General features: G+C 61.9%; 35 protein-coding genes. 10 read left to right on the top strand and 25 right to left on the bottom strand.

Going from position 1 to position 26,649, the window contains the following annotated elements; all coding sequences use genetic code 11:
* From CK224_RS19205 to CK224_RS31320, 11 genes are all read right to left on the bottom strand, one after another.
* Nucleotides 1-732 (bottom strand): hypothetical protein, encoded by a 732-nt coding sequence (locus CK224_RS19205; protein ID WP_095782841.1) that lies wholly within the window; start codon nucleotides 730-732, stop codon nucleotides 1-3.
* Complete coding sequence (locus tag CK224_RS19200) at nucleotides 732-1,013, bottom strand: hypothetical protein (protein ID WP_095782840.1); 282 nt, start codon at nucleotides 1,011-1,013, stop codon at nucleotides 732-734. Before CK224_RS19200 ends, CK224_RS19205 begins: the two co-directional genes overlap by 1 nt.
* A complete protein-coding gene (locus tag CK224_RS19195; RefSeq protein WP_176477958.1) occupies nucleotides 997-3,375 on the bottom strand; it encodes a hypothetical protein in 2,379 nt (792 codons plus the stop codon). Before CK224_RS19195 ends, CK224_RS19200 begins: the two co-directional genes overlap by 17 nt.
* A 97-nt stretch (nucleotides 3,376-3,472) precedes the next feature.
* On the bottom strand, nucleotides 3,473-3,919 hold the full coding sequence (locus tag CK224_RS19190) for a hypothetical protein (protein WP_095782839.1): 447 nt from the start codon (nucleotides 3,917-3,919) through the stop codon (nucleotides 3,473-3,475).
* Entirely contained in the window at nucleotides 3,909-4,436 is a 528-nt protein-coding gene (locus CK224_RS19185; protein ID WP_095782838.1) for a hypothetical protein, read from the bottom strand. The genes CK224_RS19190 and CK224_RS19185 overlap by 11 nt, the downstream gene beginning before the upstream one ends.
* 107 nt (nucleotides 4,437-4,543) lie before the next feature.
* Nucleotides 4,544-4,873, bottom strand: a complete 330-nt coding sequence (locus tag CK224_RS19180) for a hypothetical protein (RefSeq protein WP_095782837.1) — start codon at nucleotides 4,871-4,873, stop codon at nucleotides 4,544-4,546.
* Nucleotides 4,873-5,064, bottom strand: coding sequence for a hypothetical protein (locus CK224_RS19175; protein ID WP_095782836.1), 192 nt, complete (start codon nucleotides 5,062-5,064; stop codon nucleotides 4,873-4,875). Before CK224_RS19175 ends, CK224_RS19180 begins: the two co-directional genes overlap by 1 nt.
* Nucleotides 5,049-5,294, bottom strand: coding sequence for an ABC transporter permease (locus tag CK224_RS19170; RefSeq protein WP_245426009.1), 246 nt, complete (start codon nucleotides 5,292-5,294; stop codon nucleotides 5,049-5,051). Before CK224_RS19170 ends, CK224_RS19175 begins: the two co-directional genes overlap by 16 nt.
* 4 nt (nucleotides 5,295-5,298) lie before the next feature.
* Nucleotides 5,299-5,511, bottom strand: coding sequence for a hypothetical protein (locus tag CK224_RS19165; protein WP_095782835.1), 213 nt, complete (start codon nucleotides 5,509-5,511; stop codon nucleotides 5,299-5,301).
* Nucleotides 5,512-5,513: 2 nt separating this feature from the next.
* The gene (locus CK224_RS19160; RefSeq protein ID WP_095782834.1) at nucleotides 5,514-6,185 is read right to left on the bottom strand and encodes a glycosyl hydrolase 108 family protein; all 672 of its coding nucleotides are present in this window, start codon (nucleotides 6,183-6,185) and stop codon (nucleotides 5,514-5,516) included.
* 91 nt (nucleotides 6,186-6,276) lie between these two features.
* Nucleotides 6,277-7,395: a hypothetical protein gene (locus CK224_RS31320; protein ID WP_095782833.1), complete on the bottom strand. Its 1,119-nt coding sequence runs from the start codon at nucleotides 7,393-7,395 to the stop codon at nucleotides 6,277-6,279.
* Nucleotides 7,396-7,560: 165 nt separating this feature from the next.
* Here CK224_RS31320 and CK224_RS19150 point away from each other — a divergent pair, with 165 nt between their 5' ends.
* The gene (locus CK224_RS19150) at nucleotides 7,561-7,902 is read left to right on the top strand and encodes a hypothetical protein (RefSeq protein ID WP_141245827.1); all 342 of its coding nucleotides are present in this window, start codon (nucleotides 7,561-7,563) and stop codon (nucleotides 7,900-7,902) included.
* Here the strand turns inward: CK224_RS19150 and CK224_RS19145 are convergent.
* The 14 genes from CK224_RS19145 to CK224_RS19080 form a co-directional block, all read right to left on the bottom strand.
* The gene (locus CK224_RS19145) at nucleotides 7,899-9,326 is read right to left on the bottom strand and encodes a hypothetical protein (RefSeq protein WP_095782831.1); all 1,428 of its coding nucleotides are present in this window, start codon (nucleotides 9,324-9,326) and stop codon (nucleotides 7,899-7,901) included. The genes CK224_RS19150 and CK224_RS19145 overlap by 4 nt on opposite strands.
* Complete coding sequence (locus CK224_RS19140; protein ID WP_095783108.1) at nucleotides 9,301-9,765, bottom strand: terminase small subunit protein; 465 nt, start codon at nucleotides 9,763-9,765, stop codon at nucleotides 9,301-9,303. The genes CK224_RS19145 and CK224_RS19140 overlap by 26 nt, the downstream gene beginning before the upstream one ends.
* Nucleotides 9,758-10,144, bottom strand: a complete 387-nt coding sequence (locus CK224_RS19135; RefSeq protein ID WP_095782830.1) for a hypothetical protein — start codon at nucleotides 10,142-10,144, stop codon at nucleotides 9,758-9,760. Before CK224_RS19135 ends, CK224_RS19140 begins: the two co-directional genes overlap by 8 nt.
* Complete coding sequence (locus CK224_RS19130) at nucleotides 10,144-10,605, bottom strand: hypothetical protein (RefSeq protein ID WP_095782829.1); 462 nt, start codon at nucleotides 10,603-10,605, stop codon at nucleotides 10,144-10,146. The genes CK224_RS19135 and CK224_RS19130 overlap by 1 nt, the downstream gene beginning before the upstream one ends.
* Nucleotides 10,602-11,174, bottom strand: a complete 573-nt coding sequence (locus tag CK224_RS19125) for a hypothetical protein (RefSeq protein ID WP_095782828.1) — start codon at nucleotides 11,172-11,174, stop codon at nucleotides 10,602-10,604. The genes CK224_RS19130 and CK224_RS19125 overlap by 4 nt, the downstream gene beginning before the upstream one ends.
* Complete coding sequence (locus CK224_RS19120) at nucleotides 11,171-12,091, bottom strand: hypothetical protein (RefSeq protein WP_095782827.1); 921 nt, start codon at nucleotides 12,089-12,091, stop codon at nucleotides 11,171-11,173. Before CK224_RS19120 ends, CK224_RS19125 begins: the two co-directional genes overlap by 4 nt.
* Nucleotides 12,088-13,665 (bottom strand): DEAD/DEAH box helicase family protein, encoded by a 1,578-nt coding sequence (locus CK224_RS19115; protein WP_095782826.1) that lies wholly within the window; start codon nucleotides 13,663-13,665, stop codon nucleotides 12,088-12,090. Before CK224_RS19115 ends, CK224_RS19120 begins: the two co-directional genes overlap by 4 nt.
* Nucleotide 13,666: 1 nt before the next feature.
* Nucleotides 13,667-14,020: a hypothetical protein gene (locus tag CK224_RS19110; RefSeq protein WP_095782825.1), complete on the bottom strand. Its 354-nt coding sequence runs from the start codon at nucleotides 14,018-14,020 to the stop codon at nucleotides 13,667-13,669.
* Nucleotides 14,017-14,793 (bottom strand): hypothetical protein, encoded by a 777-nt coding sequence (locus CK224_RS19105; RefSeq protein WP_141245826.1) that lies wholly within the window; start codon nucleotides 14,791-14,793, stop codon nucleotides 14,017-14,019. The genes CK224_RS19110 and CK224_RS19105 overlap by 4 nt, the downstream gene beginning before the upstream one ends.
* Nucleotides 14,794-14,894: 101 nt before the next feature.
* A complete protein-coding gene (locus CK224_RS19100; protein WP_095782823.1) occupies nucleotides 14,895-15,089 on the bottom strand; it encodes a hypothetical protein in 195 nt (64 codons plus the stop codon).
* A complete protein-coding gene (locus tag CK224_RS31945; RefSeq protein ID WP_095782822.1) occupies nucleotides 15,079-15,288 on the bottom strand; it encodes an AlpA family transcriptional regulator in 210 nt (69 codons plus the stop codon). Before CK224_RS31945 ends, CK224_RS19100 begins: the two co-directional genes overlap by 11 nt.
* A gap of 144 nt (nucleotides 15,289-15,432) precedes the next feature.
* Nucleotides 15,433-16,245, bottom strand: coding sequence for a hypothetical protein (locus tag CK224_RS19090; RefSeq protein ID WP_141245825.1), 813 nt, complete (start codon nucleotides 16,243-16,245; stop codon nucleotides 15,433-15,435).
* A gap of 54 nt (nucleotides 16,246-16,299) precedes the next feature.
* Nucleotides 16,300-17,193 (bottom strand): hypothetical protein, encoded by an 894-nt coding sequence (locus tag CK224_RS19085; protein ID WP_095782820.1) that lies wholly within the window; start codon nucleotides 17,191-17,193, stop codon nucleotides 16,300-16,302.
* Nucleotides 17,194-17,213: 20 nt separating this feature from the next.
* Nucleotides 17,214-18,392 (bottom strand): site-specific integrase, encoded by a 1,179-nt coding sequence (locus CK224_RS19080; RefSeq protein WP_095782819.1) that lies wholly within the window; start codon nucleotides 18,390-18,392, stop codon nucleotides 17,214-17,216.
* Nucleotides 18,393-18,973: 581 nt separating this feature from the next.
* Here CK224_RS19080 and CK224_RS19075 point away from each other — a divergent pair.
* The 9 genes from CK224_RS19075 to CK224_RS19035 all read left to right on the top strand — a co-directional run bounded on the left by CK224_RS19075 (nucleotide 18,974) and on the right by CK224_RS19035 (nucleotide 26,413).
* Entirely contained in the window at nucleotides 18,974-20,782 is a 1,809-nt protein-coding gene (locus tag CK224_RS19075) for an adenylate/guanylate cyclase domain-containing protein (RefSeq protein ID WP_245426006.1), read from the top strand.
* Between the two features lie 128 nt (nucleotides 20,783-20,910).
* Entirely contained in the window at nucleotides 20,911-21,099 is a 189-nt protein-coding gene (locus CK224_RS19070) for a DUF2158 domain-containing protein (RefSeq protein ID WP_067003764.1), read from the top strand.
* Between the two features lie 155 nt (nucleotides 21,100-21,254).
* Complete coding sequence (locus CK224_RS19065; protein WP_095782818.1) at nucleotides 21,255-21,680, top strand: acid-shock protein; 426 nt, start codon at nucleotides 21,255-21,257, stop codon at nucleotides 21,678-21,680.
* Between the two features lie 45 nt (nucleotides 21,681-21,725).
* Nucleotides 21,726-22,259, top strand: coding sequence for an RNA polymerase sigma factor (locus CK224_RS19060; protein ID WP_067324453.1), 534 nt, complete (start codon nucleotides 21,726-21,728; stop codon nucleotides 22,257-22,259).
* A gap of 59 nt (nucleotides 22,260-22,318) precedes the next feature.
* Nucleotides 22,319-22,768, top strand: coding sequence for a hypothetical protein (locus tag CK224_RS19055; RefSeq protein ID WP_095777536.1), 450 nt, complete (start codon nucleotides 22,319-22,321; stop codon nucleotides 22,766-22,768).
* Entirely contained in the window at nucleotides 22,765-23,211 is a 447-nt protein-coding gene (locus CK224_RS19050) for a periplasmic heavy metal sensor (RefSeq protein ID WP_095782817.1), read from the top strand. Before CK224_RS19055 ends, CK224_RS19050 begins: the two co-directional genes overlap by 4 nt.
* A 109-nt stretch (nucleotides 23,212-23,320) precedes the next feature.
* A complete protein-coding gene (locus CK224_RS19045; protein WP_095782816.1) occupies nucleotides 23,321-23,605 on the top strand; it encodes a hypothetical protein in 285 nt (94 codons plus the stop codon).
* 101 nt (nucleotides 23,606-23,706) lie between these two features.
* Nucleotides 23,707-25,158 (top strand): DUF1800 family protein, encoded by a 1,452-nt coding sequence (locus CK224_RS19040; protein WP_095782815.1) that lies wholly within the window; start codon nucleotides 23,707-23,709, stop codon nucleotides 25,156-25,158.
* Between the two features lie 16 nt (nucleotides 25,159-25,174).
* Nucleotides 25,175-26,413, top strand: a complete 1,239-nt coding sequence (locus CK224_RS19035) for a DUF1501 domain-containing protein (RefSeq protein ID WP_095782814.1) — start codon at nucleotides 25,175-25,177, stop codon at nucleotides 26,411-26,413.
* Nucleotides 26,414-26,649 lie beyond the last annotated feature (236 nt).

Raw genomic sequence — 26,649 nt, 5'->3', positions numbered from 1 at the left:
TCATGGCCCCAAAGCTGTGTCGCCGTTCAAGCCAATGCTGAAAAAGTCGATCTCAACGTTCGGATTGGCAGAAATTTGTGTAACGCCGACGAACCCCGCAGATGCAATAGAGCTATCCGTGACAGTCTCGTCCCAAGTGCCCGGCTCTGCCACGCCATCGTGCCACATCCTGCGGCTCAACGACGTTCCGTTGATCCGCCCCCTCATCCAAATCCAACTGTTGGCGGCCAGATTTGGCGAGGGGCCATTGGTGTTGGTGCCAAGCGCGGTAAATGTTCCGCTGACATATTTGCCCAGGGCACCGCTGTAGAGTGTGCCAGTCGATTCGCCACCCATTTCGAACCGGTATCCGCCTTCCGATCCCGCCGACCCCGAGCCTCGCATCCAAGGCCCAATCAGGTTTTCAGAAGCGGACCACGCCTCAATTGGGCGCATGCGGAGCAACACGTCGACGTTTGCAGTCGAAGGCACCCGATCCCACGAAAGAGCCTGCCTGTTAGCCGCCGTCTTGGTAATGCGCAGCGCCTTGCCGGCGAGCGATCCCGCCACGGTCTGCACGACAGCCGTAAACCCGCCCGCATTCCACCGGCTCGTCCAGTCAGACGGTTGAGCGCCGACGGTGTATTCGGAAAAGAACGTGACGTATTGGGTCAGGCCGATATGAGGCATCAGCAGCCCTTCCATGAACTGGAAGGGCTGAAACGGGTAGAACTGGCCACTATCGCCGAACATCAGCCGAGATTGGCACCGGCGACCGCATCGGCGACGGTTTTCAAGGCGTTGAATTCCGTCGTCAGCTTGGCGAGCTTTGCCTTGACCGCAGCCTCGTATGGGTCGGTCGTGCCGAAGGCCTGAACGGCTGAAACGACAGCTGCAAAGTCGGTCGGGATGGCGGCAAGAGAGGCAGAGGCGCCCGTCGCGTTCTGCTTAACCTTGAGCATCACCTGCCGCTGATCGTACAGGCGCTGCGCGATGGCATTCATTCCAACGTCGATTTCACTGGTTGTAGCCATTTGCCGGGGCTCCTGGGTTCTGTTGCGGGGTCTGCATCGGAACAGCCGTCACCGCGCGACCTTGCGCGTCCCTGACGATCTGCTTGGGCTTCGAAAGCTCATGGATGAGCGCCGCCAAGAGCTGGCCGAACTGGTCGCGCTGCGCTGCCATCTCTTTCAACACCGCCTGGCCGTCGATCTGCTCGGGATCGGGCGGCGGCAATATACCGTTGGCGAGCATGATCTGGTTCTGATCGGCACGCGCGGCCTGCCGCTTCGCCTGAAGGTCCAGGCGCTTCTCTGCCATCGTCATTTCGTGGCTTTCGCGCTTGAACTGCATGTCCTGCGCTGCGGCGTCCTGCTTGATCTTCGCATTAGCAGCTTTTGCCGCCTGGTCCGCTTCTCGCGCCTTCGCGTCCGCCTGAGCTTTTTGTTGTTCGGCGCTCGGGGGCGGAGGCTGATCGGCTTTCGCCTTGGCATCGGTCACCATCTTTTCCAGAACGTCCTCGACCGACTTGCCGAGATTGAACAGCCGGGCGTTCGCGGCGAAGATTTCGATCGCCACTTCCTTTGACATCTCGCCCTGCTGGATGAGCGGGCCGACAGCCGCCCAATAGGCGCCGGCCGCCTGCATGAACTCGGCCGTCTCGGCCTTCTGCCTGGTCAGGTCCGCCTTGACCGTCGAATCGCTTTCGACATCGATGCGGTACATCATGGCCAGGCGCTGCGTCAGAAGCTGCTGGATCGACTGAAGCTTGGCCAGCTTCGCCTGCCGCTGCTGTTCGGCCTCCTGCGCCGCCTGAACCGCGGCCTGATACTGCTGTTGCGCCTGCGGCGGCAGTTGCGCGCCGAGAGGCGGTGGCGGTGGAGGCTGGACAGGCGTCAGGTCTTGCTGCGTCGGGAGTATCTGAACGCCGGTCATCTGCTGCAAAGTCTCATGGGAGAATTTGGCCGGGATGATCTCCGCCATCATCACGAAGATGTCGCGCGCGCACCTCTCCATCATGCGCTGCATCTTCTGGATGCGCAGCGAGCCCCATTGCGTCTTGATGTTCTGAGCCGTCGCCGTCTCGCTTGCCTGCGAGGCGCCGCGCACGATGTCCGAGATGCCGGTGATCTCGTAAATGGCCTGCTTCGTCTGTTCACGAGCGCCGTAGAGTTCCCGCAGAACAGCGATGAACTTTTCCACCGGCCAGAACGCAACCGCGCCAGACAGCCCGCCATTGGCCGCCCATATTTCAGCGTTGCCGATCGGCACGAACTCGGCATCCTCGGCCGCCAGCATGTTGGCGATGTCCCCGGCATCACCTGGATACCAGCCCTTCACCTTCATGTGGTTGGTGATGATCCGGATGCGCTTCGTGGTCAGGTCCAGTTCGTCGGCGAGCTTGCTGTAGATCGAAAACGGATTGACCGGCATCAAACGGCCGGTGAGTTCGATCGGCTGCACGGGCGCCGGGATGCAGAAGAAATCCGTCAGACCAAGCGGGTCGTCGACCTTCTTCAGCACCACGCCATTGTCATCGATGAAAATGACCTTGCGGCTGCCCTTGTCCCAGATTTCCCATCCGGTCAGGTCGCTGTCGCTTTCGCCGCGCGCTTTCTTCTCGGTGTCGTTCGTCTGAATGCTGATCAGCCCGGCGTCGAACACCGCATCTTCATCTTCGCGCTGCACGACGAAGCGGAATGCATCCCATGGCCGATCCTTCCAGCGCTTCGCCGGACCGTGCCGATAGTCGCGCCAGCTTACCGCCTCGAACTCGATGCATTCGTTCGCGAGGCGTTCGGCTGGCCCCGCGCCTGGCTGACTGGCTGCACCATACTCGTCGCCAGCAGTCCCATCGCTGCCGGGCTCTTCCGCAGGCGCACCGTCGGCTGCGGCGTCGCTCGCGCGTTCAAGCTCCTCGCTGGTCGTCTCGTCCTTTACGATATCGCTCTTGAAGCGAAGCCGGATGATGCCACGACCCGCCAAAAACCCGTCTTGCGCCTCGCCTTCCAGTTCGACCTGAAGCTTGGAGTCATCAACCTGTGTTCGAATGGCGCGCTCGATCAGCTCGGCAATGTCCTTGGCGGCCGGGTCCTCGTCGGCGAAGCGGCGACGAATATCGGGAGCGGGCGGACTGTTGATGATCGCCGGAACGATCGTCTCGACGTTGGCGAACAAAATGTTGAAGTCGTAAGTGTTGCCGAGCGTGCCAGACGTGCTCAGGTCATCAGATTTGGTTTCGCCAGTGTAGGCCTTCACCGCCTTTTCGGCGTCGTCCATCCACTGCTTTTCAAGCTTGCCGGCCGCCTCGACGCGGGCAAGCCACTTCGACCCCTCCTTACGAAGGGCCTCGCCCTGCTTCTGCTGGTCCGGGGTGAGCTTGTCCGCCTTTGCCATGGCGGCAGGATGGCGGGCCGAATGCGAAACTCTAAGCCGCTTGAAAACGGGGCTCGACTAATCAGATGGCGCCGTTCTCCGAAAGCCTACAGCTTGGTCAGGAAAATAGTATTCCCCAAACTGCGCAAAGAAATCGGATTCCCGACAAAAGACATAGGAAAAGCGAAGCTGAGCAAAGTACCGCGATGCCCCGAAGTCTCACGAAATTCGTCTTTGGCGCATGAGCTGGAAGAATGCCCATCGTGTAGACAGCTAGCGCCAGTGCACCGACCGCCCAGCAGGCCGCATAGAACACGTGGTATTTTGCGGCTTCGGCAATGGGCGTCTTCGCCAATGCCACAAACGCGCCCACCCCGGCGAGAATAACGCAAGAGCCCGTGATGATCGAGCTGAGCTGGCCCATGATCACATCGGCTCCGAGAGCCCGTTCCTCTGTCTCCTCTCGCGCTTCGTTGATCCTATAGCCAATCCAATGCCAGTTCAGAATGAGCAACCAAATTGCCAAAAATCCGATATCTGGCACCGGCAGGTGATCATTTAACATCACTCAAACTTCCCAAGTCGAGGACGTCGCTGAAGTACGCTTTCGGGTCTTGGGGCCATTTCTTTTCCACTACTTCCCGAGCTTCATCTTTGTCAATGTACGAGGGAAGCTGCACAGCCAAGGGCCTTACCGCATTCCGGATTTCGGATCTCACCTTCGCGCTACCAAAGGCGCCGTATGCCCGTGGCCAGAACGGTTCTGCAATTGGCGGCTTATTTGGAAACAGGCACCATGCGGCGAAACCAGCCATGTAATCGCTGTCCGAAGGGGCATCTCGACCATTCTTTAAAGCAATGGCTATTGACGCCTGGTTTATCGCCGCCAAAAGCCCCATATACTCACCGATCTCGGTTGGCGACGCCGACTCCCAGTTTACATGCAGACGATCCGCTAAGGGTGTTTTCAGGGCAATCTGCTGCAGACGTTCCGGGATTATAGAAGGGCCTTCTTCCTGAGCCTGGGCGGCCGCCCCCAGAAGCATCGAGACTATGACTAACATTCCGGTAACGCGAAGCATTTTATCCCCTCCAAAAGAAACCGTATCCTGCGTTTATCTCAACTGCAGAGTCAACGACGCCCAGGGATCTATGCTGTCTAAACGTTCGACCCTAACCCCCTCACATTTTATTCCTCGCCTCGACTGCTCGGCCTAACGCTCCTCATGATTGCTTCGAACACGATGTCCGAAATCCACATCGCCGATACGCCGATCAGGAACGCAGCCGCGAGGGTTGTTGTATCGTCCGCAGTTTCGGGCAGCGGCAGGCCACTGGTCTTAAACCAGGCGACTGCTGGCAAGGTCAGATAGGCCGCCGCCAGCGCTCCGCAAATAGGCGAGGCGAACATCTCACGCAGCTTGTAGCGATGGCGCGACAGCGCCCGCAGAATGCCACCGGAAAGGCCGGCAATAAGAACTGGCGCCTTGATGCCGAGAAAGTCGAGAAAGTCGTGCATCACGGCCTCCAGCCGCACAGGGCGGCACCTTTACGATTGTGGGCGAGAATTGCCCTGACCTCGGCGTCGGACAGCGCAGCGACAGCTGCCGCCGAAAGGCGGATTGGCGAGGAAACCGCGCAGAAGCCACCCTTGTCCGTGGTGCAGCCAGCAAGCGCAATGAGCAGTGCGAGCGTCAGCCCTTTGACCATGTGCCAAGCTCCTTTCTGGCAGCATCGGCAGGCAGTGCACCGACGTCGTTCTGCACCTTGTCGGCGATGTCGCGGGCCTTGGCCTCTTCGGCCTCCTGCTTGGCGCGTTCCGCCTTTGCACCAGCCATGCGCTGGTGAAAGCCCCATGCGACGGCAGCAACGAGAGCCCCGCCGGCGGCCAGGGCGTACGGGGCGATCTGCGATAGAAGCGCGGCAAAGACCTCGACCATGTCGTCACAGATCCTTTGCACGAAGGCGCCGCAGCACTTCCGTCAAAACGCCGGAGCCGACGATGTAGAGCGGCAGCCAGCGGTCAGGGATGTACTGGTTGAATAGGCTCGGGTCGGTCGCGCTGAGCACTGTCAGTATGGCGCCGCCGAGCATCTGAAGCCGAGCCCAGGCGATGGTCTCGGAATCCTTGAACCAGGCGCGGATTTTGCTCCACATGGTCATGTCCTTCCGAAGATCCGTCTTAGGATGGCGAAGAGCGCGGCCCAGAATGGATTGCGCTCCTTGGCATTGGCAGCGGGTGTAGGAAGCTGCGGCGCGGCCGGCGGCGGTGTGGGCGCAACGGGACTCGGGGCGGGCGCTGGCGGGGCTGCGGGCGCGGTCATCAGCATCGCTTGGATGCGCACGGCCACGACGCGCCGCTGCCACCCCTTCCCGAAGATCGGCCAGGTCGGCAGGCGCTCGAGGAACTTGAGCCGGGCATTGCAGATCGTGTCGATCAAGACGCCTGCCGGCTTGGCACGTACTGCCGCGAGCGTAGCAGGCCCAATGCGTCCATCCTGGACGACACCGACGCCGCACGCCGCCTGAAGATACTTCGCCGCCCTGCTCGGCCCGCTGTTCACGGCGAAGTCGAAAACCGCGTAGTCGACGCCATCGGGCAACTCGGCGCCAGCGACAGCATCCCAATAGAATCGGCGATAAACCGTCGCCACCTGCTCATCGCTGATCTTCTTCAGATCGGCCTTGGTGGCATTGGCTTTGACGAACCGACGGAAGTTGGCAAGCGTCACGCCCTTCATCGTCGCACCGCCCGGATCGGCAGCGTTGTCCGACCATCCGCCTTCCGACTTCAGGACGAGAGCAAGCGAACGCGCAAAGTTCCGGTCCATCGACGGCTCCGTTGACGATGGGCGCCATCCTGTATGCGCGAGCAGCGAAACTCTAAGCCGCTTGATGGCCTGGCGTGTTTGGTGAGCCGTGTTAGGCCCAAGCCCTCACAACCATGTTCCAGTTCGCCTCCGACAGATTGCTGTCGGCGGCAGAGGTGAAATTGACGATGGCCGGGAGCACGTTGCTACCGTATTTCACGCTAATGTTAGTGGTGTCCACTTTCATGGTCCAACCAACCGAGGAACCGCTGCCGTCGTTTCCGTCGTAGCGAGAGGGAGAGCCTATATAAAGCTCCTCACCAGCGGTGAAGCCACCTTGGGCAGTAACGCAGATAAGCGACACTTCGACTAGCTTCGGCTTTACCCCGAAGCCGTGGGCTACCGCGAAAGAGCCGCTCGATGTAATAGCCTGCGCCGGGCTTTCGTAGGACTTGCTCAAGGCAGGCGTCACCCACTGGGGCGCCGTGACCCCCGCATTCATTTGCAGAACCTGGCCAGCGGTGCCTTTCGGAAGTCGGGCGAGCGCCCTCGCGCCAGTGGCGTAGAACACATCGCCGGCAGCGACGGAGGCAGGCAGCGGAGCGAATATTTGCTGCGCAGCGCCGTCACCAATGACAAGCACGTTTTCGTCAGTGTCCCACTGGATATCACCCTCTGCCGTCGGCGTGGGCGCTGCGCTTTGCTTGAGCGTCAGCGTCGGGGTAACGATGGTCGTGTTTGGCGCGATAGCAATGGCCGCTCCGTTCGCTCGCTGATAGGACAAGCAGCGCCAATTGCCACCGCCAAGCGACCGCATGCGCGCCACATCGCCGGCCGCAGTGGTGATGTTCGCGCCACCGGGGAGGATGAGGCTGGTGGCGTTGTGCGTGAGCGTCAGCGCGCCAGCAAACACCAGGTCGCGCTCAGCGCCGGCCGCCACGGTTCCAAGCGCCGTGATCGTGACCGTGCCTGTGATGTTGACCAGCGTACCTGTGCTGTTTGACAGGTTGACAGTCGCGGCCGATGCCATGTCCGCGCCGGCTGCGCTGAGATTATCTGCGCCACCGACCGCCGTGCTCGACCCCGAGCCGCCAGCGGTCACCGGCCGAGCAGCGTTCGCATCCGCCACCAGGTCATCGACCAGCGCGTTGTACTTCGCGCTCTCGATCGTCGTGTTCGGGCTGCCCTTGGTCCCCGGAGGGGCTGAATAGACACCACCAGCGCGCGGCATAGCTGCTCCAATCTACCGTTGGCCGGATGATCGGGGCGACGCCTGCGAAACTCTAAGCCGCTTGGAAAGCCTGCACATGTGCGGTTTTTCATGAATTGCTGTTCTTTCAGAAAATTGCTCAATTCGACGCAGGCGGAATATCTTGCGCTCAGGGGATGCATCATCATGGACCAAAATGGCGGCTGCCTGCCGATGCTGTTCTTACTCGGGATCGGTGCATGGTTCTTGTTCGGGGATCCGGGCAAGACGGTCGCGAACTGGTGGTGGCCGAATGACGCGGCGCCGTGGGAAACGGTGGACGCGTTCTACTATCCTAATGTCGGTGACCTGAGCATTGTTCAACAGAAGCATGGCCTGAAGGACGTGCAGGCCTGTCGTGATTGGGTGAGCGCTGCCGCATACATCGCCCGCGATCCGATGATGACGCACTCTGACTACGAATGCGGACTTGGTAAACCCAAGGATTATCAGGGGATGATGAATGTCTATCGCGCGACCGTAGACTAGCCCCTCGCTCGACGACGTCTCACCATCGCGTCGACAGCCTCTTTGACGGTCTGCTGGCTGCGTATCGTGCCGTCTGCCTGACCGACATAGGCGCCCTTGTCGCCCTCGGGCTTCTTCACCTCGGCAACCGCCTGCCGCCATGCGAGGCCGAGATAGCGGAACGCTGATGCGTAGTGCTCGGCCCAATTCTTGACCGGGATGTCGCGGAACGTCTTCTTCTCGTCGTCATACTCGCGCCGGTAGGTCTTCAGGCCCTCGATGCCGTCGGCCACGCGTTCGGTCGTCCTGAAGCGCGCCACCTTGATCGTTTGCAGGCCGGCGTTGTTGCCCTCGGCCAGGCTTACCATGCCGACCATCTTCGGCTTGCGCCCGTGATCCTTCAGTGTGTCGAGACGTGTGCGCTTCGTTCCCCACTGCGGATGCAGGATGTCGTGCGGCACGTAGTCGTTGCCGTGGTATCCCTGCTCGTCCAGCCACTTGCACCAATCCGACAGGTCTTCGCTGTCTGGCACATAGAAGTCGACGATCAAAGGAACGCCGTCGATGACCTGAAAGCACCAGATCGGGTTGTTTGACGCCTTGCCCAGATCCCATGCCGTGTGCACCGGATGCCGACGGTCGATGTCGAATGGCGTGCCGATGCGCAACGCCCGCTCTGCCCGAGATATTTCGGCGCCCCAATAGGAGCCGATCAGCGCGCCCGAGAACGAGCAGAAATATTCCTGCTCAATCAGCATGTCGGCCATTTCCTTGCCGAACAGGCCTTCGTAGACGTCGCGCTGCTCTTCGATCGTCGCCTTGTCGATGGCGACAGTGTCGTCGGCTGACAGCACCTCGCTGAACCAGCCGCGCGGGTTTGTCACCGGGTCGAAGACATTGCTCTTGACCTTGTCGAGCATGCCCTTGGCGTGATTGTTGCCGCGCGGCGTGGTGATGAACGATGCCCATCCGCCATTTTCAGCCAGGATCGGCGAGAGGTAGGCCCATGCGGCAGGATTGGCCAGCGCCCATTCCGAAAACGTGATGCCGACCGGCGGCGAGCCGACCAGGCTGTTGAAGTTGTCCGACCCGACCACCTGAAAGGTCGAACCGACATCCTTGAAACGGATGAACATCTCATGATCGTTCATGTTTTCGATCAGAGCTTCAGGAAACGCTTCGAACAGCCGTCTCTTGCCCGTGTGCGGGTTGACCGCGGTCCAGATCGCTTTGCGCGCCTGTGCTGCCTCGGGCAGCATGTGCCAATAGGTTCCTGGCCGCTCGTAGGCGGACACGGCATGCATGTTCAGGTTCAGCTCGTCCTTACCGGCCCGGCGGTGCCAGAATAGGAGCTGGCGCTTGCAGCCTTGCTCCCAGGAATCCCAGGCCGGCCGCTGATACCATCGAGGCTGCCAGTCGTTAGCGGGGATCGTTACGTGGGGCATCCTTGAACTTCACAATTTGGACCGTGAGCGGACCGCCTTCCCCATCGGTAAGCGCGACCTTGCTGCCGTACTTCTTCGGCCGCAGCTTTTCCGCAATCCACTGGCGCGCGCTGATGCGCAGAGCCGAGCGGCGCAAAGCCTCGCCATTCTCTTTCCAGCCGGTCACCTCGCCGTCGCTGTTCTTCTGTTCCATCCAGTCGTTGCTGCCGTCGTCGGCGATATCGGTCATCTCGTCGACCAGCACGTCAGCCTGAGCCTCGCGCGCATGCACGTACTTGGTCCGGAAATCGTCGCGGCCGGGATCAGCAAGCCATGCAAACACAGTCGACTTGGCTGGCATAGCCGCATCGAGGCAGATCGACCGCAGGCTTTTTCCCTCGGCGATCTGTTCGCAGATGGTGTTGGCGATCTCGTCGCTGTAGATCGTGGGTCTAGCCATTGGTGCCTTCCTTCAGCCTGATCTGCACCAGCCGCTTCGAAACTGTAAGCCGCTTGGCGATCTCGCTGGCCATGTAGCCGTCCGCTGCAAGCTGCCTGATCTGCCGGCGGCGAAGCTCGGCGCGCTGGATCTTCTTGTTCTTGAATGGCCGGGTGACGCGTGGGTCGTCGTTCTCTCTCGCCCTGGCTATGCAATCGACCACAGTGCTGATTGCCACGTCGACCTTTTCGGCAATCACGTCATAGCTCGCCATCTCCGCATACATGTCGAGGATGCGGTTGCGCGTCTTGATGACTTCCTGAGGAAGCTTCCCGCCTCTCTTGTTGAAGGGCGAATATTCGTAAAAAGGGCGGCGAGTCCGCGACCGCTGGTCTACCATCAGAACGGGCTCGGCTCGGTTGGGTGAGCAAGGCCGCGAAGCTGGCCTTCCCGCTGGTAGACTTCGGCCAATGCGTCGAGCGCCGTCTTGCCATCCGCCGACACCGCCAGCATCCGGCAAAGCGCTTGGTGCTCTGCCGAGAATTCCCGATCCTTCAACGTCCGCATGTGGTCGGCGAAGCCGATCAGAACGGCCTGAAGCTGCGCGAATTGAATGTCCGCGACGTTCGTCCTTGGCTCGCGCTCATAAGCCACCTGGTCGACCACGCGGCGCAGAGCAGGACCAAGGGTGCTGCCGCCCCTGATCCAGCTTTCGGCTCTCGCCTTTGTCTTCTCCCAATCGCTGTCAGTCAGCTTGAGCCAATCTGCAATGAGTTTGTCGCGAGCATGATCCAGCGCCACGCTGTAATCCTGCAATGCCAGCTCTGCGGTTCGGGGTACTCTCTCGGCAATGTCCATCATGACGCCTTTCGTGTGTTGAATCGGATGACGTTGGAGCCGTGGTTTTCATCACCGGCTTCTTCTTCTCTTGGGGTAATCTCTAAGGGGGTATTGCCTGCAAATTCTGGAGGGACCGAACTCCAGTTTTTGGAGGGACCATCCTGGTTTTGGCCCTCCATTTTTTGGAGGGACGCAGCCGCCTGTTTTTTCAGTTTCTTTTGGCGATCGACTTCTCGGTGGTAAGCCGTCATCGCCTTGACGCGCTCTCTGGCTTCATCTCGCCATGGGTTCACCAAATGGTAGGCCGCAATCTTCTGAGGGCGGCCTCGCGCCTCGACCAGATAGGCGCGCTTCTCGTCATTCTCCCCTAGAAGCCGCGCGCGGCTCTTCCAGAATTGGCCGTGGCTAAGCCCTGTCATCGCCATCCCCAAGGGAGCTGCCAGCCACGTCTTGCATGACGGCCAGGCCATCACCGCGACGTAGGCGGCGAGCACCTTGAAGTCGGCCGGTGTCAGCATTGGATCGATGTTCGCCGTCTCGATCAGGTCGAGCTTGAACGAGGCCTTGGAGCGGTCGAGTTCCGCCTTCATGCGGCACCTCGCAGGGTGCCTGCCATGATGCAAGTCAGGCTTCGCTGGACAGCGAAGATTCCGGATTGCTGGTAGAGGTCGTTGAAGTCGGAACCGGTTTCCGGTTTGCCGAAAGGCAGTGCCGTCTTGCGTGCGTAGTACTCGCTGGCACCGATCCCGCCGAACTGCGGCAGGGGCCTGTCGTTCTCGCCAGCGATGAAGCCGCGGCCTTGTAGGCGCTCGGCTATGGCGGCGATGTTCGACGCCGAGAAGCAGCAGAGGACGGTCGGCTTGACCTTCATGCCGTGCAAGGCGGTCCGCACGGTGATCGCCGTCGCGTACCCTTCGCAAAGCCAAGTGTCGATACCGCTGGAAACGCGATGCGAGGCGCCTGAAGTGGAGCCCCCGAACAGAAATTTCTTCGTGCCGTCTTCCCAAATCAATTGCGCGGATGTCACCCGGTCGCCGATGCGCACAGGGACCAGGACGGCGGAATAAGAGTCGCTGCTGGGGGCGAGATAATCGCCGCCGATCCGGCGCACGTCGGCGACGGTGACAACCATGGCCTTCTCGTCTCGAAAGCCCTTGGTGATCAGGTATGGATGGCCCGTTACGCGCGAGGCCGCGACCAGACTTGTGGCGATCTGCGCGGCACGGGCTGCATCAGCTTCCTGCTTGCGCTTCGCTGCCTGGATCTGTTGGGCGATCTTCTGCCGGTCGCGCTTCTCGACGTCTCCGCCGATCCCGACCGTGACGTTCTCGCCGGTCTGCCAGTTGTGTGCGGTCACATGCGTTTCGTTGATGATGACCCGCCCGTCACCCTTGCCGTTCTTCCCCGACAGCGTGTCTGTCTGAAGCCACCGGCCATAGTCACGCCTTTTGGGCGGATTGATCCCCACGGCCGAACAGGCCTTGTCGATAGCGTCTTCGATGCTCATGCCGCTCTCCGCTGAGAATCCTTGCGGAAGCGCCGCACCTCACGCTCGACCAGTTGCCACTCGTCGACCTGTACTCGGGATGGTTCGCAGGTTATCTCGTACAGCCCGTAAGGAAGCTTGCTGCTCGGGTAGATGCCGCGCCAAACGCCATAGGCCCACTTGCGAGACGCGTCTTCGCCCTTCCTGCCGTTGGACAGACAGTAGGCTAAGGCGGCGTTCCAGACCGACCGGGGATCATCCAGACACTTGGCGCGAAGACCCTTGCGCGGCTCGAACGCTGCTTTTGTTGTGATGTCGAGGTCGATCAGCTCACCCTGCACGATCTCGATTTCGCCGCGCTTCCGGCGTGTCTCGCCGCAACCGATGCAGGTGTCTATGCCGGGCTCCAGCTTCATGCCGCAGTTGTGGCAGAAGTGCTCGCGTCGAACCTTCTCTGTCGGCTCCCGAACGGTGCTGTCGCGCTTCTCTGCGTCCGACAGGCTGGCCACGCCGTATTCGTATAGCCAGGCCGTGTCGTCGGCGAAGGCGATGCTGTTGCCCGAGTGATCCAGCCACAGGCCGAACTCTTTATCTGGCGCGACGCGCATCACGCGGCCCATTTCCTGAATGTGCGACGAGAAGGACTTGCGATAGGGCCGGCATGAAATGCCGCACATCACGTCCGGCACGTCGAAGCCCTTGGTCAGCACCGCGCAAGAGACCAGCCCGTGAATGGCGCTGTCCGGCTTGCTGAACTCGTCGATCTTGTCTTGCCGCTCATTGTCGGAGCCATCGAGATAGGAGATTTGCTGGAAATTGTAGCCGGCTTCGGCGAACTGGCGGCAAAGCTCTTCGCCATGCTTGACCGATGGCGAAAATACGATGGTCTTGACTGCCTTGCCGAAATGGATTCGCGTCTGCTCCACCCAGGTCTGCACCACGTCGCCGATGATGGTGATGCCGCGCTGGCCTGTTTCCTCTTCCTCGTACTCGCCGGTGAACTTTTTCCTGACGCCCTGCATATCGGGCGTGACACAGGCCTTGATCCGGAGCGGCGTGAGCCACTTTTTCGCGAGCAGCTGGTTGACTGTGGCCCCGTTGACAAGCGCGTCCCAATGGCTGGCCATGCCGGAAGTGAACGGCGTCGCAGTCAACCCGATGACGCGAGCGCGGGCAGCCTTTTCGATGAGATCGATCACCGCCTGATATTCGCAGTGCGCCTCGTCGACAACGATCAGATCCGGCAAATAGTCAAAGCTGCGGCGCGCGATGGTCTGTGCCGAGGCAATCTGGATTTGCTTGCTCGGATCGGTCAGCGGATGGTCGGCCTGAATGATGCCATGGTCGATGCCGTAGCTGTAGAAGCGCTTGCTCGTCTGGTTGATGAGCGTTACGCGGTCGACGATGAACCAGGCACGCGCGCCCTTATCGAGGCTTTGCTGGATGATCCAAGCGGCGCATTCAGTCTTGCCGAAGGCCGTAGGCGCGACCAGGATCACGCGGCGCTGCTTTTCCCGCATCTTCTGCCGGACGGTCTCAACCGACGTTTCCTGGTGCGGACGAAGGACGATGTTGGAGTGAGCCGGCGCCAGCATCCTATGCGGCCCTCGCTGGTGCTTCGTCGATGATCTGGCCGCAGCGGGTCAGGAACCACGACCAGTCAAGATCGGACACGCCGGCCGGCCGGCGCTTGGCGAGGATATCGGCGAACTGCTCGGCCCATTCGCGCGGCGCATTACCGTCATATTCGATGATGGCGGCACGCTCTTCGCGGTCCGCATGCTCGTCGGACATCAGGAAGGCGGCTATGGCTGCCTTGTGCTTCGTGATGTAGGCGTGCGCCTCTTTCGGCAGCTTGGAGCCGTTTATAACGCGAAGGCCCTTGTCTTCGGCGATCAGATTGGCGCCGAGCCTGCGCACTCGCAGCAGCAGTTCTTGAACGTCGCTCAAGCAACGCCCCCGAAGTAAGCGCCGTCGAGCGGGATTACGATATCATCCTGGCTGGTGTAGCCGAGCTTTTCGGCTTGAGCTTTCCAATATCCGGCTGACTTCGCCCAACTGGCTTTGTCCGCGCTCTCAGACGACACCCGCGTATTGAGCACGCGAATCTGCTCGTCCTTCGCTGCGATGACAGCTTCAAAACCGCCTTGGTCGAAAAGCACCTTCATGTCGCCGAACTTGGCGTTCTCGGCTTTCAGCTTTTCGATATCCCCTTCAAGGATGCGTACCGTTTCCTCGAGTTCTTGAACCCGCTCGGCATCGGTCAAACCCGACACCTGTGTCGCCTTTGCGGCCGCAATCGCCGCGTCCTTCGCGGCATCGCTCTGCTTGACAGCGTCGGGAAGCTTGGCGCGGTTCTCGTCACGCTGGCGGTCGAACTCGGCTTGCTGCGCCTTCTTGTCGGCCTTGGCCTGATCCTTCTTGGCGGTCATCTGCGCGACGACAGCGGCGGTTGCCTCCGTTGGTGCGGCGCCCTTCTTGATCTTGTCCTTGATTTGCTTGGCGGCGGCGGGAAGGTCCTTTTTGAGCTCCCGAACGTCACGTTTCGAAATGTCCGCCACGGCGGACAAATTCACGCCGGCATCGGTGATCGCCTTCACGACCGTGGCCTGGTCGATCAGTTCGTAAGCCCTCGACCGGCCGATGTCCCAACGCGCCTTGGAGTAGTCTTCGAAGGTGTCGTGGCTGGCGCGGTACAGCTTGGCGTCGCGGATTTCGGCCAAGGCCTGGCCGACTTCGAAGAACACGGCGAACCCGCGCTCAATGATTTGCTCGCATCGAACAAGGCGGGCGTTCTCTTCCGCCGGAAGCGTAGTTGACTTGATCACTGCGCACCCCTCGATCGGATAGCCGAGATATCCGGCCGCACCTCACGTTCAACAAAGAGGTAGTGAAATCTGGCAAACGCCTTACCAGAGGCGATGGCGTCAGAGAGATCCTTGGTTTCAGCTGCGCGGGCTGCCAAGGTCCGCCACTCGTTGAAGGCGGCTTCCTGGTCGGCCGTGATGTCATTGCCCATTCGAGACACCCATATCCCGAGAGGCCTTCGCCTTTTCGATTACGGCTGAGATCTCCGACTGCGGCCACCGGCTTAGGGCGCCAATTTTCACTGGCGGCGGTACGGTGCGATCGGCGACGCGTCGCCAGAACGTCGGGATGCTGACCTGCAGGAAAGCGGCGCTCTCCTTTGCGGTCAGCAGTGGGTCGCTGATATTCATTAGATAGCCCTACGCGATTGCGATATGGGCTGAGCATGAGTGATCCGGCGGGCTAGGGGAACGTACGCAGAACGGGCAAACCAGCAAAGCCAATTTGCCTGGAGTTTTGCGACCCATTCTGCAGCAAATTAATGGGGATTTTGCTTAGGAGGATGCGCGAATAGCACGCTTGAGGGTATCGACCGATGCGGAATAACCGGTACGTTGATTGACGAGGCGCAGAACCGCCAGCCAGGGTTTACCTTTGTGCCCTTGAGGGAACAGCGCTTCATACGCCTCCTTGGTCTTGCGTCGGATGATGGCAGGACGTCCCGCGCTGGGTTCCGTCGAAGCGTGGCCACGCCTTGCGAAGGCTTTGCGATAATCGGCCAGCCATTGTTCCTTGGCGTAATCCTCTTTCACGCAAATGGACCAGCCGCAAAAAGGGAAAAGTACTTGCTTTAGAGGCAGAAATTCCGCATCGCCAATAAAGTTGTGGGCGCGCCGAATGAAGTCGAATGCGTCAAAAGAGATCGTGTACCCAACCCGGTCGTAAAAAAGCGCAAACTTTGAATTCTGAAATTCCAGCCCGCTCGTTTCGAGAAAATGCAAAGGCCCTTGCTTGTCTTCATTCATATCCCGGGTCAAATCGTCGAATGGATATCGAATAAGGTTATATTTTAGATAGAAGTGCTCCGGCATCGCTTCACAGTTCGAATGCTCGTCCTCCGTCCTCATGACGTCGAAAACTGTAAAATCCCAAAAGTCGGCATACTCCAGCGCGGACCGCAGATCGAATTTGAGAACTGCACCGGTCGGCGAACAAAGGTATGCGTCTCGCGCGATCGAATCTAAGAGCGAGCCCTCAACCAAATCTGCAGGAGAGGCCTCACGTAGAAGCCTCGGCACGTTTTCTTGAGGTATAGACCTGAAGATGTCAGTGGAACCATGGGACACCTTGGTGTTCAGGTCGGTCATTTGAAATTTGTGAAACAAATCGCGGAAAGGAATATAACCTAAAGCTGAAAACACCTAGTCGGTCCTTTTCCCATTTCCCTTAAGCGTCACTGCGCGCTTAAGCGTGTCTACCGAGACTGATCTGCCCGTTTTTTCATTGACCCTGCGGAGCACCTTCAACCAGGCTTCCTCGCCATGGCCAGCCGGGTACAATTCGGCATAGGCTTTGGCCGTATCCATCACCTTGTCTGCCGGCCGGCCTACCTTCCTATTCTCCTCGCCGATCTCGATACCAGCGACGGCGCTCTTTAGCCTTTCGGGCCATTCTTCTTTGACGAACACATCGGTAGTGCAGAGCGACCACCCCTCAAAAGGCCGCAGCATCTTTACCAGGCCGGCCACACCCACGGAACTGGGGAGATCTAGGGACCGGCCGTAATCATATGCGTCGAAGCAAATTGTCATGCCTCCTCGTTCGAAAAAGACGGGCATGTTCAGAAAGGTGGTGCAAAGTCTGAATTGGCTGAAAATGTCCGCAAACACCCCTTTGCTGGTGGGGTGGTTTATGCCGGTGCGGGAGCTACGGAATACCTCGTCGATCTCCTTGAAGGTCGCTCCGCACAACCGATAGGACTTTTTCAGATCCTCGGGGACGTCGCCACTTCTCTTCGATACGTCGTGTGCCAGCACCCCTCCGAGTCTAAAAGTCTCGACTATCGACCGCATGTCGATAGACATTACCTCCCCCCGTGGCGAAACAGCATACGCGTTGTCGTAGAAGGTCTTGAGAAATGCATTCTCATGGACTGACGCTGGCGACAAACGCAACAGGAGATCGAAGTTCCGAGCCCGGCCCCATGCGGCGAAAAATAGAAGGTCGATCGTGTCCCGCAACAATGCTTCAGAGACGCGCGGCGGGATTCTACCCCTTAAGATGGACAGCGGTGTAAAGCCTTCCTTGGCAAACATCGGTCTACCCCTGCACCACTTTAAAGATCGTCGCTTCCCCGGCCAAGAACATGGTTTGCCCATTTCTCCATGAGCACCCGGCGCTGCTCCAGGAAGTCTGTTCTTCGATAAGCTCGTTCCACGGCACCGCCGACGATGTGGCCGAGCACGGTTTCAGCGATGTCGTGAGGTGTCTCTGTCGCTTCCGCGATCCAGTCTCGCAAACTCGACCTGAAGCCGTGGGGACGTGCCATCATTTCGGCCCGCTCCATCAGTCGGCTCATGGTCATGTCGGAGATCACGCCCTTTTTGACACTCGGGAAAAAGTAGCCGCCACGAGCATGGCGTTTCGCGTCAGCGATGACGTTCAGGGCCTCGGTAGATAGTGGAACACGGAAGTCGGTTGTCTTGTCGACCCGGCCCTTCATCAGTTCTGCAGGGATCGTCCAGACATCGCCGTCGATCTGGCCTTCTTGCAGGAGCCGAACCGGTGCCGAGCGAGCGCCAGTCAGGATCAGAAAACGCAACGCAAGGTGTGTGACCGACCCGTCATTTATCGAAGCATAGAAAGCCGGCACTTCCTGCCAAGGCAAAGCTGGGATGTTCTGGGCCTTGTGGCGCTGCTTGCCAAGCAAGGCGCGCGCCTTTTCGGTCGCCTGCAGGTCTACCTCCAACCCGAGTGCTGCTGCATGCCTCAAGCAGATGGCCAGGCGGTTAATTGCCTTGCGAGCGGTCTCGGCTTTCTTGTGCCAGATCGGACTGAGAACATCGCGGATGTCTTGCTGGTTCAAATCCGAAACCGGCACCTTACCGAGCTTCGGCAAAATGTGCTGCTCAAGCGGGGTAAACCACCTCCCCGCCTTACCGTCTCCCTTCAGTTCTGCCTTGCGCGTTTCGAAGGCATCGTCGGCGATGTCCTTCAGCAGGTGCATGTTCCGCGCGGCTTCCCGCTTCAGGCGTTCCCGCTCTTTGATTGGATCGACACCAGTCCGCAGGACCCCGCGCCAGCGTTCGGCACCTTCCCGGGCTTCTCTCAGTGAGACATCGGTCGACGAGCCCAAACCCATTTCCCGGCGCCGGCCGTGGATGGTGTACCTAAGCACCCATTGGCCGCCACCATCCTCGCGCTTATGTAGCCAGAGGCCGCCGCCGTCGGCGTGCTTGCCGACCTTGGCAGATTTCACAGCTACAGCGCTAAGCCGGTTGAGACCACGGCCCATTTCAATCCACCCGCCTATCCACCTTTTCACCCGAGATGGGATGATCTGTGATGATAGAGTGCGATTTTGAACGAAACAAGAACCCCTGGCAAAATCAACAGGGTTACTAGGGGGTGAGACGACCTGAAACGCGGTGATATCGGATTGATAGGCCCGCAAGCGGCACCAGTTCTCTAAAAGCGTGTAATTCCAATACAATACCTGTCGGGTGGATTTGGGTTCGCCCATAAACCCACCCAAGATCGCCCTAAGCCGAAACGCTGCGGCGTCGTACGGCAGCATTTCGCCGCTTGCCGACCTCAGCACCTCCAAGCGTGAGTGTTCGGTGTGATGCCGATACAAAAGCGCCGCCACGGTGGCGTCAACCGGTTACACAAGCCAGGCAACATCCCCGGCCTTCTGGAAGTGGCGTCAGCGTCCCCAGAGGCTGCGTGGGCGGGTCGTTGGTTGACTGTAGCGCGACTGAACGCTCCACGTTTCGCAAGCTGGATAGCGGAATCTCGTGAGGGCAAGGTCAAATTGCTCTCCGTTCCAGCGACGGGCGGAGATTGGGAAAGGTGGATACCGTGCAGGTGAGGCGCATGGAAGCCGGCAGGACATGGACGGGGGACGGCGCGCGTGCAGGCGCCTGGCTGAGCCGTGCCATGACCACGCAGCGCCACCTCGCAGCGATCCTGGCTTGCGACGTGGTTGGCTATTCGCGCCTGACGGAGCGCGACGAACGCGGCACGCTCGAGCGGCTGAAGGCCTACCGCAAGGACCTCCTCGAACCGCTGGTTTCCGAGAACCAGGGGCGCATCGTCAAGCTCACCGGCGACGGCATGCTCTGCGAATTCGCGAGCGTCGTCAATGCGGTGACATCGGCGGTGGCGATCCAGCAGGCTGTGGCGGAACACGAGGCGGAAACGCCGGAGGAAGAGCGGATTCGCTTGCGCATCGGCGTCAATCTCGGCGACGTGGTCTGCGAGGAGGACGGCGACCTCTACGGCGACGGGGTCAACATCGCCGCCCGCCTCGAAAGCGCCGCCGATCCCGGGACCGTGGTCGTCTCGGGCACCGCCTACGACCACCTCCAGGGCAAGCTCGACTGCGGCTTCACGCCGCTCGGCAACCTGCGCCTCAAAAACATCGAGCGGCCCGTGCGCGCCTACCGCGTCGAGACCGACGCCAGCGCCTCGGTGGCTGCACCGCCTCCCCTGCCCGAGAAGCCCTCGATCGCGGTTCTGCCTTTCACCAACATGAGCGGCGACCCTGACCAGGAATACTTCGCCGACGGGCTGGTCGAGGACATCATCACGGGATTGAGCCGGGTGAACTCCTTCTTCGTGATCGCCCGCAACTCGTCCTTCACCTACAAGGGCCGGGCGGTCGACCTGCGCCAGGTCGGGCGCGAGCTGGGCGTCCGCTACGTGCTCGAAGGCAGCATCCGCAGAGCCGGATCTCGCGTGCGCATCAGCGGGCAGTTGGTAGACGCGATCAGCGGTCACCATGTCTGGACCGGCCGCTTCGAAGGCGACGTGAGCGACATCTTCGACCTGCAGGACAAGGTGACCGAGAGCGTCGTCGGTGCTGTCGAGCCGAGCATCCGGCTGGAGGAGATCAAGCAGGCGCGCATGAAGCCGACCGACTACATCAGCGCCTACGACCTCTACCTTCGCGCACTGCCGCGCTTCTACAGCATGACGCGCGAAGGCTTTGCCGATGTACGCCGACTCACCAACGAGGCGCTCAGCATCGACCCGGGCTTCACCTTGGCGAAGGCACTCGGCGCCTATATCCGCAGCCTATCCGTGAGCCAGTGCTGGCACGAGCCCGACGATGTGCGAGTCGCCGCGCGTATGGCGCGCGAGGTGCTGGCGGAAGCGCGCGACGACCCCACGAGCCTGCGCTTCGCGGCGCAGGTGATCGCCTACAGCGCGAAGGAATACGAGATGGCGCTGGGCACGATCGAACGGTCCCTGCTGCTCAACCCCAATTCGGCGCAGGGCCATACCGGCAGCGGCTGGGTGAACGCGCATTCCAGCCGCCCGCTCGTGGCGATCGAGCACTTTCACAGGGCGATGCGGCTGAGTCCGGTCGACCCCGAGAAAGGCATCGCGCTCTCCGGCATCGGGATGAGCTATCTGATGCTCGAGCGCTACGAGGAAGCGCTGGCATGGGGAGAACGCGCGCTGCACGAGATGCCGAACTACGGCTCCTCGCACCGCGTGGTGATCATGGCGCTGGTCAAGCTCAACCGGCTGGACGAGGCGCAGGCCGCGGCGCGCCGCCTGATGGAGGCGTTCCCGACCTTCACGCTCACCCTGCAGAGACGGATCAACCCGTGGCTGGACAAGGTGTTCGCCGAGCGCTACGTCGAGGCGCTGGGCATCGCCGGCGTGCCGGAGTGATCGTCGCGGCTGCAACGATGCTCTCTCCTGCGCGCCGAGTGCGGCCAGGCGGCTTTTGCCGCGCATCTCGGGCATTGTCGAGAATCGCTGTTGGTGGGAAACTCCCGGTCTCTAGCAAGGAGGCCAAAATGCCCAACACTTTCAAGACCGGTGACGTCGTCAGGCTAAAATCCGGAGGCCCGGAGATGACGGTGAGTGATGGCGCTGCCTCAGGCACGTATCTGTGCCACTGGTTCAATCGTGACGGCGACGTGTGGACCCCGCAACATGCCGGCTTCAAGCCGGATCAGCTGATGGTGGTCGACGAACGGAAATAGTTTCGCTTAGCCTCGTTCCCGATCGGCTCCGGCCCGGCTTCTTGCCGGACTCTTGCTGATTGTCTCGTCAGAAACGACCGACGGATTTTCCCCGTTGCCGCGTTTAACGGCTGAAGCGTGGCCGCCAATGGCCATGCGCAACCGGAGACAAGAGCATGATCCGCCGTTCGATATTTGTCGTTGCCCTTGGCCTGCAGGCCGCCGCCGCGGCCGCCCAGACAGCGACGCCTGCCACCGCGCCGGCGCAACCAGCGCCAAGCATGTCCGCCTCCGCTAGGCCCGGCATCACCCTGGAAAAGTTCGAGGCGCGCCGGGAAAAGGCTTTCATGCGGGCGGACACCGACGGCGACGGCAAGGTCAGCCTCGCCGAGTGGACGGCGTTCCAGACTCAGCGCAAGGCCAAGGGCGATCCTGCCAAATCCTTCGCGCGGATGGACGCCAACAAGGACGGCTTCGTCGACAAATCCGAGCTCGACGCCTTCTTGGCCAAGCGCTTCGCCAGGCTCGACAAGAACGGCGACGGCGTGATGAGCGCCGAGGAACGGCCGGGCCACAAAACCGCTCCCAATCAGGAGCAATGACCGAGAGGTTATGCAGCACGATGATCATTGGGAGCGCCCCGATTGATGGGCGCCGATCCGGACGAGGAACTGGTACGGCGCATCGGTGCCGGCGATCAAGCCGCCGTGCAGGCGATGGTGGCGCGCAAGCTGCCGCGCCTGCTTTCGCTCGCCACCCGCATGCTCGGCGATGCCGCCGAGGCCGAGGACGTCGCCCAGGAGACCTTCGTGCGCATCTGGCGTCATGCCTCGGGCTGGCGCCAGGGTCATGCGCGTTTCGACACCTGGGTCCACCGGGTGGCGCTCAATCTCTGCTACGACCGGCTGCGGCGGCGCCGCGAATGGGTGACGGACGAACTGCCGGAGGCGGCGGATGAGGCACCGCTTCCCGACGCCGGAGACGAAGGCCGGCGCGTCCAGCAGGCGCTGCTGCGCATCGCGCCGCGCCAGCGCGAGGCGATCGTGCTCGTCTATTATCAGGAGATGTCCAACATCGAGGCCGCCGGCGCCATGCAGGTCAGCGTCGATGCGCTGGAAAGCCTGCTCGCGCGGGGCCGGCGCTCGTTGCAGGCCATGCTCATCGGAGATGGCGATGACTGAGCAGCTGGCGGCGGTTGGGACTTGGGTGGCCACGTCAAACCCGTGGAAGGGGAAACCAGATGGCTGACGAAAGAAAGGCCGCTGACGGGGCGATGAGTGCCCAACGCTTCGCCGCACTTGCGGAGGCCTATGGCAGCGCCCTGCATCGCTGGCCTCGGGCCGAGCAGGCTGCCGCCACGCTGTTTGCGGAGAGTGAAGAGGGTCGCGCCATCTTGGCGACCGCCGGCAGGCTCGATGTCATCCTCGACCGCCATCACGTCGAAGCCCCAAGCCGGACGCTGCATGGCGAGATTGTCGCAAGGGCCACCACGCAGCTCAGCCAGGGGCGCCGCCGCCGGTTTTGGTGGCTGGGCTTTGGGCTTGCCGGCGTCGGCCTTGCCGGCGCCGTGGTCGGGCTGGCGCTGGTCACCGTCGTCACGCCAGATGCCACGTCCGACCATTATGTGATGGATGCCAACGCAACGTCGTTCGGCGATGCCGGTCCCGACGCCGACACGGAGGACCTATGAGCGCTCGTCTTTTCGCGGCATCGCTGGTGCTGAACGTCTTCCTGATCGGTGCCATCGCCGGCGGTGCAGGCTGGCTGATCGGCCGTTCCGGAGGCGGCTATTCGCTGGAATCGGCCGGCGGTCAGCTTCCCGCCAGCGACCGCAAGGTATTCCGCCAGGCGTTGCGCGAGGTTCGGCGCGAGTCGCGCGCAGTCATCCTCGACGGACAGCAGGCGCGGCGTGAGGCGGCCAACCTCTTGCAGCAGCCGACGCTCGACGCCAACGCTCTGGCCGCGGCCCTGGAGCGGGCGCGCAATGCCGACGCCACCATCCGCAGCCGGCTGGAACAGCGCATCGTCGAATTCGCCGCGTCGAGCCCGCTAGATGACCGTAAGCTGCTGGCCGACGCCCTGCTGCGCCATGTCGGCAGGCAGCGGCCCATCCCGGCAAAAAATACGCCATAAGAGCGACGGAAAGCGCCGGCCGTCTCCGTTCAAAGAAAAAGAGGGACACGCCTGCCGCCACGCGAACGCGACGTGGCCGGTTCAACCTCGAGAAACTTCGGAGTATCCCATGAATGGTCTGACGAAATATTCTGTTGCGGCTGCGCTTGCCATCGGCGGGACTGCCGCGGCAAGTGCAGCCTCGGCAATGCCGCTTGCGGCGCCTGCGGCGCCTGCGATTGTCGAGCATGTGGCCTGGGGCTGCGGCCCCGGCTGGCACCCCAACCGGTGGGGTCGCTGCGTGCCCAACCGTCACGTGATCTATCCGGGCTATTACTACTGGGGTGGCCCAAGCGTCTATATCGGCCCGGCCTGGCGTCCGTGGCACGGCGATCGTTACTGGCGCCGCTGGTAAGCCCCTGCCGGCCTCGTCATGCCGACTCCGGCGTCATAAGGCCTTTCGACCGTGGATATTGCCGCCGACGCGACCTGCGTCGGTCCGCGACGGAGGCTCTGTTGGCTCTATCCGTTCCAAATGCCGTTCCGCCCGATCCAGCCTTGGTCGCGCTCAACCGCTTCGGGCTTGGCGCGAAACCCGGTGACGATCTCGGCAAGATTGCGGCCGATGCGCGCGGTTATCTGAAGGCCGAGCTCGAGCTGTTGGATGTCGCGCTTGTCTCGGCCGACGATTCAAAAAATGCCGGCTTGTTGGACAGCACCGCCGCGACCCAGGCCAGCATGGCCGCCGCCGCGGAGCGCAAGGCAGCGCGGGAGAAGCCAGCGCCCGCCATGCAGCCTACGGCAGACACTTCGGACGGCTCAGCCGAGGCAAAACGCAAGTCAGGCGTGCCGCCGGTCGAGGCCGACATCTATCGGGATGAAGCGCAAGCCCGTTTCGACAAGGCGCTCGGTGCCGCACCCGGCTTTGTCGAAAGACTGGTCGGTTTCTGGTCGAACCATTTCTGCGTCTCGACCGCCAAGGGCCAGCTCGTGCGGGCCTGCGCCGGCGCTTTCGAGCGCGAGGCCGTCCGCCCCTTCGTGCTCGGCCGCTTCGCCGACATGCTGCTGGCCGTCGAGCATCACCCGGCGATGCTGTTCTACCTCGACAACCGACAATCGACCGGACCGGATTCGCGCGCCGGAAAAAGACGCGGCCGCGGCCTCAACGAGAACCTCGCCCGCGAGATCCTGGAATTGCACACACTGGGCGTCGACGGCGGCTATAGCCAGGCGGATGTCACGAGTTTCGCGGGAGCGCTCACCGGCTGGACGATGGCCGGACGGAAGGGCCGCCTGGGCGAGCCCGGCACATTTGTGTTCGACGCCAATGCGCATCAGCCTGGCGAGACGGTGCTGCTCGGCAAGACCTACCCGGCCGGCGGCATGGGCCAGGCCGAGGCCGCGCTCAACGACATCGCCCGCCAGCCGGCGACCGCGCGCCACATCGCTACCAAGCTCGCCCGCCATTTCATTGCCGACGATCCGCCGGCGGCTGTAGTCGACCGCCTTGCCGAGATCTTCACCAAGACGGACGGCGACCTGCGCGCGCTGGCACTGGCCCTGATCGATCTGCCTGGAGCCTGGTCGCTGCCGCTGACAAAATTGCGCTCGCCGTTCGACTATGCCGTAGCGGTCCGGCGGGCGATCGGCTCCACCACCGGGAAAGAGCCGCAACGAACGCTGCGCTGGCTAAGGGCGCTGGGCGAGCCGCTCTGGCAACCGCCCGGGCCGAACGGCTTTTCCGACCGGACGGATAGCTGGGCGTCCGCCGAAGGCCTCAAGACGCGCCTCGACATCGCCTGGCAAGCGGCTCGTCAGGCGAGCGACATCGGCAATCCCGATGACATGCTTTCCACCGTGATCGGCGCCTCCGCCTCGGCCGAGACGCGCCAAGCGATCGCGCGCGCCGAATCCAAGCAGCAAGGCCTGGCGCTGCTGCTGATGGCGCCGGAATTTCAACGCCGGTGAACAATGGAGAAGCGGCATGAGTCTTCTTAGTGAAACGCCGAATCCATCTCGGCGCGCCTTGCTTATGACAGGCGGCGCGCTGTTTGCCTGGGCCTATCTGCCACGCTTCGCCCGCGCCGCCGACCATCTCGATCCGCGCCTGATCGTCATCATATTGCGCGGCGCGCTGGATGGGCTGTCGACGATCGGCCCGCTCGGTGACCCCGACTATGCCGGCCTGCATGGCGACATCGCGCTGTCGCTCTCCGGCGCCAATGCGGCGCTGCCGCTCGACAGCTTCTTCGCGATCAATCCCGCGATGCCGGTGTTCGCGCGGCTGTTCAAGGCAGGTCAGGCGGCTGCGGTGCACGCGGCCGCGACCGGCTACCGCGAGCGCTCGCATTTCGACGGCCAGGATGTGCTGGAGAGCGGCCTGCCGGGCCCTGGCAACGCCACAACCGGTTGGCTGAACCGCGCGATAGCCAGCCTCCCGGCAGGTGAAAGAGTGGCCAAGCTCGGCGGGCTGGCGGTAGGCCCATCGACGCCGCTGGTGATCCGTGGCGCAGCACCCGTGCTCGGCTGGGCGCCGCAGGCGCTGCCGACGCCCAGCGATGCGCTGGCGGAGCGTGTGCTCGACCTCTACAACCATCGCGACCCGGTGCTGGCAGCGGCGCTGCAGAAGGGCCTCGACGCCGACCGCATGGCGATGAGCGACCAGCTCGATGGCAGCACGATGAAACCCCGCGGCGGCCTCGCCAACGCCGCCGGCATGCGCCAGTCCGCGCAAGGCGCGGCGAAACTGATGGCGGCCGACGACGGGCCGCGCATTGCGGCGCTGGCCTTCGACGGCTGGGACACGCATGTCAACGAGGGCGGCGCCACGGGGCGGCTCGCCAACCTGCTCGGCGGCCTCGATGGCGCCTTCGAGGAATTCGAGAAAGGGCTCGGCGAGCGCTGGAAGGACACGGCGATCGTCGCCATCACCGAATTCGGGCGCACCGCCCGCGTCAACGGCACCGTCGGCACGGACCACGGCACCGGCACGGTAGTGCTGCTCGCCGGCGGCGCGATCAAAGGTGGCCGCGTCATTGCCGACTGGCCGGGGCTGAAGCCGGCTCAGCTCTACCAAGGCCGCGATCTCGCGCCGACCAGCGATGTGCGCGCGGTGCTGAAGGGGTTGCTTGCCGAGCAGTTCGGGCTCTCCGCCGCGGTGCTCGGCGACAAGGTGTTTCCGGAGTCGGGAGGGGTGAAGCCGATGCGGGATTTGATTGTGTGAGAGCTTCGACTTTGTCCATCAACCGCGAGGCAGGAACGCGGCGGCACAAGGTGAGATCGGTCGAGATCCTTCGCGCCCCCCTCTGTCCTGCCGGACATCTCCCCCACTTGGGGCAGGGGAATCGCAGATAAGTTGATTGGCTATTGCCAAGCCGCAAAAGAAGGATTCTTGAGAGGCTTTCTCGTAGCAGAGGAGGCCCGAGTGCGGCTTGTTTTGTCGATCCTGCAAGCAGTTCG

Source organism: Mesorhizobium sp. WSM3862, assembly GCF_002294985.1.
Taxonomy (GTDB): Bacteria; Pseudomonadota; Alphaproteobacteria; order Rhizobiales; family Rhizobiaceae; genus Mesorhizobium.
The sequence above is the reverse complement of the archived record's forward strand: the minus strand, read 5'-3'. Positions and strand labels throughout refer to the sequence as shown.